4 protein-coding genes are annotated in these 4,138 nt (G+C 65.2%); 3 read left to right on the forward strand and 1 reads right to left on the reverse strand.

Features of this window, described 5'->3' with window-relative positions:
- The coding region (locus tag AvAM_RS21580; RefSeq protein WP_171012361.1) for a TolC family protein at positions 1-908 on the reverse strand (908 nt) is incomplete at its 3' end.
- A gap of 92 nt (positions 909-1,000) precedes the next feature.
- On the opposite strand from AvAM_RS21580, the gene AvAM_RS21585 reads away from it, so the two are divergent.
- The 3 genes from AvAM_RS21585 to AvAM_RS21595 all read left to right on the forward strand — a co-directional run.
- Positions 1,001-1,618 (forward strand): TetR/AcrR family transcriptional regulator, encoded by a 618-nt coding sequence (locus tag AvAM_RS21585; protein ID WP_137749007.1) that lies wholly within the window; start codon positions 1,001-1,003, stop codon positions 1,616-1,618.
- 83 nt (positions 1,619-1,701) lie between these two features.
- Entirely contained in the window at positions 1,702-2,820 is a 1,119-nt protein-coding gene (locus AvAM_RS21590; protein ID WP_137749008.1) for an efflux RND transporter periplasmic adaptor subunit, read from the forward strand.
- Positions 2,817-4,138 (forward strand): efflux RND transporter permease subunit (locus AvAM_RS21595; protein WP_137749009.1); only part of this gene is annotated, 1,322 nt, incomplete at its 3' end. The genes AvAM_RS21590 and AvAM_RS21595, both read left to right, overlap by 4 nt.

A 4,138-nucleotide genomic window follows, 5' to 3' on the forward strand; every position in this document is an offset into this window, starting at 1 on the left:
TCCGCAACGATGAGGTCTGGCCTGCGCCTGAGCAGGTCGCTGGGCGACCCCGTCGCGATGCCTTGTGGCGTGCTGGGGATATGGCCTGGTGCGATAAGTTCTGCGCGGTAGGTGCCTGGGGGCGTTCCCAGGATCACATCCATCGCGTTCATCGCCGTGTCCAGGGACGCATCCAGCATGGGGATGGCCGCTTGCGCCTGCGAGAGCGCGCCTTCCGCCTGCCGCACCTGGAGTTCGGCCGCGAGGCCTTTGCCGTGCAGCAGCCGGATGTTGGCCAGCAGAGCTTGCTGGGTCTGCACCTGCTGGCGGACCACGTCCCGGCGGGCTTGCAGACCACGCACGGTGATGTAGATGTCTGCCGTTTGCGCCGCCACGGTCAGGCGGGTGGCCACCGCGCCTGCTTCCGAGGACTGGTATTCGGCCGTGGCCGCCTCCCGCCCCCGGCGCAGGCCGCCAAACATGTCCAGCTCCCAACTGGCGCCCAGGTTGGCCTCGTAGGCGCTGCCATACCGGTCAAAGCCGGGCGTCGAACTCAAAACCTGCCCCAAAGGCGTTTGCGTGGACTGGTAGGCCCGTGCCGCCTGGCCTGACACGGCGGCAGACGGCAGCAGTGCGGCGTCGGCAGCGCCCAGCCCCGCACGCGCCTGGGCCACACGGGCAGCGGCTTGCGCCAGGTCCAGGTTCTGCTGCAGCGCCAGCGACACGAACTGCGTCAACTGCGGGTCGCCAAAGCTGGACCACCAGTGGGCCAGATCAGGGGGCGCCTTCTCCAGCGGTTGCTCTCGGAGGGTCCGCTCCTGGAACTGCCCAGGCAGGGCGACACGGGGGCGGACATAGTCCGGCCCCACGGCACAGCCAGCGGACAGGCTGGCCACAAGAAGGGCGGCGAGGGTACGTTTGGGCAACATGGTGTTTTCCGATCGTCAGGGCATTGAGTTGTGACCATAATACCAAATGGTCACTAGTTGTCTAGTGCGCGAGACTGTCGTAAGCTGCACCCATGACCAAAACCAGCCATCCCACCGCCGCAGGCCGGGGCCCTGCGGACCACGAGGTGCGAAACCAGATCGTGACGGCCGCCACCGAGCACTTCAGCCGCTACGGCTACGAAAAAACCACCGTGTCCGACCTCGCCAAGGAAATCGGTTTTTCCAAGGCCTATATCTACAAGTTCTTCGAGTCCAAGCAGGCCATTGGCGAGATGATTTGCGCCAACTGCCTGGGCGATATCGAGAGCGAGGTTCGGGCCGCCGTGGCCCAGGCCGATCGCCCACCCGAGAAGCTTCGGCGCATGTTCAAAGCCATTGTCGAGTCGAGCCTGCGGCTCTTTTTTCAGGACAGAAAGCTCTACGAGATCGCTACTTCGGCGGCGACCGAACGCTGGCAATCCACCATCGTTTATGAAGAGCGCCTTCAGTCGCTGCTGCGGGATGTGTTGCAGGAAGGCCGGCAAACCGGCGACTTCGAGCGCAAGACGCCGCTGGATGAAACCACCGCTGCCATCCACTTGGTGATGCGCCCCTACCTCAACCCCCTGATCCTCCAGCACAGCCTGGACTACGCCAACGAGGCGCCCGCGCAGTTGTCCAGCCTGGTTCTGCGCAGCCTGTCTCCCTGATCCACAATTGATTTGTGACTATTGACTAATTTAGTCACAAGAATCACAATGAAAGTCCCGATCCATTCGCACAAGGGACTTTCATGCTCCGGCCTCGCCTCGCCACCCTGTTTCTCGTTTCTGCCTTGCCGTTGGCGCTGGTCGCTTGCGGCGAAAAGGCTTCTTCCGACCCCCGCACCCAGGCGCCGCTGGTGCGCGCCGCCGTTGTCCAGGAGGCCTCGGCTTCGACCCGGGCGTTCACCGGCACCGTAGCGGCACGGGTGCAAAGTGACCTGGGCTTTCGCGTCCCGGGCAAGGTGCTGGAACGGCTGGTGGATGCGGGGCAGACCGTCAAACGCGGCCAGCCGCTCATGCGCATCGATGCGGTGGACTTGAAGCTGGCCGCCCATGCGCAACAAGAGGCAGTGGCCGCTGCACGCGCCCGTGCACGTCAGACGGCGGAAGATGAAGCGCGCTACCGCGATTTGCGCGGCACAGGTGCCATTTCTGCCACGGCCTACGACCAGGCGAAGGCAGCGGCAGACGCCGCCCAGGCGCAGCTCAGCGCCGCCGAAGCCCAGGCCGATGTCTCCCGCAATGCCAGCCGCTACGCTGAGCTGGTGGCCGATGGCGACGGCGTTGTGGTGGAAACACTGGCTGAGCCCGGCCAGGTGGTGAACGCCGGGCAACCCGTGGTCCGCCTGGCCCACGCTGGCCGCCGCGAGGCGCTCATCCAGTTGCCCGAGACTCTGCGCCCCGCCATCGGTTCGCAGGCGCAAGCCACCTTGTTCGGCAAAGAAGGCCTCGCCGTCCCGGCCAAGCTGCGGCAGCTGTCCAGCGCGGCAGACCGGGTGACGCGCACCTTCGAGGCCCGTTACGTGCTGGAAGGCGACTTGGCCAACGCGCCCCTCGGCACCACGGTGGTGGTGCGCATCGCAGACGACAAAACCTCTGTGGCGGCGGGCCTGCAAGTGCCCATCGGCGCCTTGTTCGATGCGGGCAAGGGCCCGGGCGTTTGGGTGATTCGCGGTGAACCGGCCAAGGTGGCCTGGCAGCCCGTGGCCGTCCAGCGCCTGGACGATGCGGGGGCTTACGTAGCGGGCCAGATCAAGCCTGGGGAGCGGGTTGTCGCGCTGGGTGCGCACCTGCTGCGTGAAGGCGATTCGGTCCGGCTGACCGATATGGCGGCTGCAGCCGCTGTGACCGAAGGAGCACGTCCGTGAGCCAAGGCCGCTTCAACCTGTCGGCGCTGGCCGTGCGCGAGCGCGCCATCACCCTGTTCCTGATTTTCCTGATCTCAGCGGCAGGTATTCTGGCCTTCGCCAAGCTCGGGCGCGCAGAAGACCCGCCTTTCACGATCAAGCAGATGACGATCGTCACGGCCTGGCCCGGCGCCACAGCACAGGAGATGCAAGACCAAGTCGCGGAACCTCTGGAAAAGCGCATGCAGGAACTGCGCTGGTACGACCGCTCGGAAACCTTCACCCGCCCTGGCCTGGCGTTCACCATGGTGTCGCTGCTCGACAGCGCACCGCCCTCGCAGGTGCAGGAAGAGTTCTACCAGGCCCGCAAGAAGATCAGCGACGAGGCCCGAAGGCTGCCTGCGGGCGTTATCGGCCCCATGGTCAACGACGAGTATGCCGATGTGACCTTTGCGTTGTTCGCCCTCAAGGCCAAGGGTGAGCCCCAGAGGCAACTGGTGCGCGATGCCGAGGTGCTGCGCCAGCAACTGCTGCACGTGGCGGGCGTCAAGAAGGTCAACATCATCGGGGAGCAGTCCGAGCGGATCTTTGTCTCCTTCTCCCACGACCGGCTGGCCACGCTGGGCGTGTCACCGCAAGACATTTTTGCAGCCCTCAACAGCCAGAACGTACTGACCCCCGCAGGCTCCATCGAAACCCAGGGGCCGCAGGTCTTCCTGCGCGTGGACGGCGCCCTCAACACGCTGGAGAGGATAAGGCAGACCCCCATCGTCGCGCAGGGGCGCACGCTGAAATTGTCGGATGTGGCAACCGTCGAGCGCGGCTACGAAGACCCCGCCACGTTCCTAGTGCGCAACGGTGGCGAGCCCGCCCTGCTGCTGGGCGTGGTGATGCGCGACGACTGGAACGGGCTCGACCTGGGCAAGGCACTGGAGGCCAAGGTCACCCAAATCAACGCCGAACTTCCGATGGGCATGACGCTGACCAAGGTGACCGACCAGGCTGTCAACATTGCCTCGGCGGTGGACGAGTTCATGGTCAAGTTTTTCGTCGCCCTGCTGGTGGTGATGGTGGTGTGCTTTGTCAGCATGGGCTGGCGTGTGGGCATCGTCGTGGCAGCCGCTGTGCCGTTGACGCTGGCGGCGGTGTTCGTGGTCATGGCCGCCTCTGGCAAGAACTTTGACCGCATCACGCTGGGCTCACTCATCCTGGCCCTGGGCCTGCTGGTGGACGACGCCATCATCGCCATCGAAATGATGGTGGTGAAGATGGAAGAGGGTTACGACCGTGTGGCCGCCTCGGCCTACGCCTGGAGCCACACGGCGGCGCCCATGCTTTC

Origin of the sequence: Acidovorax sp. NB1 (genome assembly GCF_005405905.1) — a bacterium.
Lineage (GTDB): Bacteria > Pseudomonadota > Gammaproteobacteria > Burkholderiales > Burkholderiaceae_C > Acidovorax.

What these genes read in the sequence shown, in the direction of transcription:
- AvAM_RS21585 (WP_137749007.1), top strand. Translation starts at nt 1,001, where the DNA reads ATGACCAAAACCAGCCATCCCACCGCCGCAGGCCGGGGCCCTGCGGAC.
- AvAM_RS21590 (WP_137749008.1), top strand. Translation starts at nt 1,702, where the DNA reads ATGCTCCGGCCTCGCCTCGCCACCCTGTTTCTCGTTTCTGCCTTGCCG.